Source organism: Propionigenium maris DSM 9537, assembly GCF_027925155.1.
GTDB classification, from domain to species: Bacteria; Fusobacteriota; Fusobacteriia; order Fusobacteriales; family Fusobacteriaceae; genus Propionigenium; species Propionigenium maris.
In genome coordinates this window covers 1-1,883 of sequence record NZ_BSDY01000053.1, presented here as the reverse complement: position 1 = coordinate 1,883, position 1,883 = coordinate 1, and the positions used below count along the sequence as shown (strand labels likewise).

Annotated in this window: 1 protein-coding gene; it reads left to right on the top strand. The window is 30.9% G+C overall.

The window, feature by feature from the left end:
* Positions 1 to 131 precede the first annotated feature (131 nt).
* On the top strand, positions 132 to 629 hold the full coding sequence (gene tpx / locus QMG11_RS19910; protein ID WP_281838201.1) for a thiol peroxidase: 498 nt from the start codon (positions 132 to 134) through the stop codon (positions 627 to 629).
* The last annotated feature ends 1,254 nt before the right edge of the window (positions 630 to 1,883 follow it).

The following is a 1,883-nucleotide window of genomic DNA, read 5'->3' as shown; positions in this document are numbered from 1 at the left end:
TTTGCAAACATACTATCATTGTACTTTGTCATTTGGTGTCAAGTAATTCATAATACTTTAATGAGTGTTTGCAGACTAGATTTTATAATGGAATATACTTTATAAGCTTTTAATTTAAGGAGGATTTTTTTATGAAAGTAACGTTTCAAGGTAACCCGCTAACAGTTTTAGGCAGACAAGTAGCACTAGGGGAGAAGGCTCCAAATTTTACTGCTATTAATCTAGATTTAACCGATTTTAATTACCAAGAGTCTGATAAAATTAGAGTGATCTCTGTTGTTCCATCTCTAGATACCCCAGTGTGTTCTCTTCAAACTACTAAGTTTAACATGGCTTTAGAGGAGTTAGAGGGAGTAGAGGTCACTACTGTTTCAGTAGACCTTCCATTTGCTCAAGCAAGGTTTTGTGAAGACGAAGGTATTAAAAACCTAACTGTTGTTTCAGACTATAAATATAAGGATTTTGCAAAGAAGTATGGATGCTTTATTGAGGAGCTTCACCTACTTACCAGAGCTGTATTTGTAGTAGATAATAATGGGATTATTAAGTACGCTGAGTATCTGGAGGAGATTACAAGTGAACCTAACTATGAGAAGGCTTTAGAGGTAGTTAGAAACCTTTTAATCTAAATTTTCTTTATCGTAAAAAGAAAGCTTAAATAAACACTACCTCACTTTGCGTCTTTTTTAAGGAGAGTTTACACAGGAGCCTTTATGGCTCCTTTTATTTTTCCAATACCTTCAAGATTACTTCATTCCTTGCCACATTCATTTAATCCTTCCCTCTCTTTTCCCACTCATCGCAAGTGTACAGTGAGTTTATTCTTTCGCCACGGTAGTTACATATTTCCTGTTTAAGTTTATTCTTCATTTTATACCAGGTACATGATTTACAGCATTTTGAAAACCTATAATTAGACTTTTCTTTCATAACCCTTACTCACTCCTTAGTGGTATACCTTCATAGGTTTTGTGTATCTCTTGTCTCCAGATCCCTGCACACAGAGAACCATTACACCCATATAGGCCTCTCTATATTTGCAGTCCTTACACAACATGGTTGTCCTTTTTTGTCAGAGATCTTTCGATAAAAATCATCACTTGTTCTTAGGTTTGAAAAAATATAATATAAGTAATACTGTAAAAGGTGAAGAAAAATTTAATGGACTTATAGCATATATATTTTACTTAGTTAAAGATCAATTACTGACGGCTGCGGATTAATAAGGAAGGCTAAGAAATAATTGAGAAGGTCAACAATGACCTTCTTTTTTTTTATTAAAGGAATAAAAGTTTTTTAAATTTTCAAGTAAATCTCTAAAATTAAATTAACAAGACTAAGCTTTATAAATAAAGGCTTATAAAAAGAATAAGTGCATAAAAAATTCACTTTTAATTTACTGTACATTATTAATGAACTTAATATTTGTTTTTAAGATTTTATTTTTTTATGATGTATCAATCATTCGAGGCATAATGTTCGTGAGAGTTTTTTTAAGAAGGGGGGATTTATGAGAGGGATTGAGTGGTACGTGAAAAGATGGTTTAACTATTATATTCTTAAACCAAATTATAGAATTAGCTACGGCAGCTTTAGAAGCTATTGTTCACACAGAAAAAGTTATGAGGATCATCGAGCTAATTAAATAAGAGTAGTTAAAGGGCAGAGAAGTCAAACTATTTCAGTTATTGTTTATATTAATAAATAAACATATTCCAATTCCTTAAAACTAAAAAAACTCTCAAATTATTTTATGATGATAATGTATTTTAAATTATCACCAAAAGTTAAAAAATCTCCTTATAAATGATATACTTAAATATAAGAAAGTAAGAATTAGAGATTGTCTATATTTTACGTAGTTAAGGACCAATTGCTGATGG

Coding starts and splice junctions, on each gene's coding strand:
- tpx (WP_281838201.1), top strand. CDS start 132: ATGAAAGTAACGTTTCAAGGTAACCCGCTAACAGTTTTAGGCAGACAA.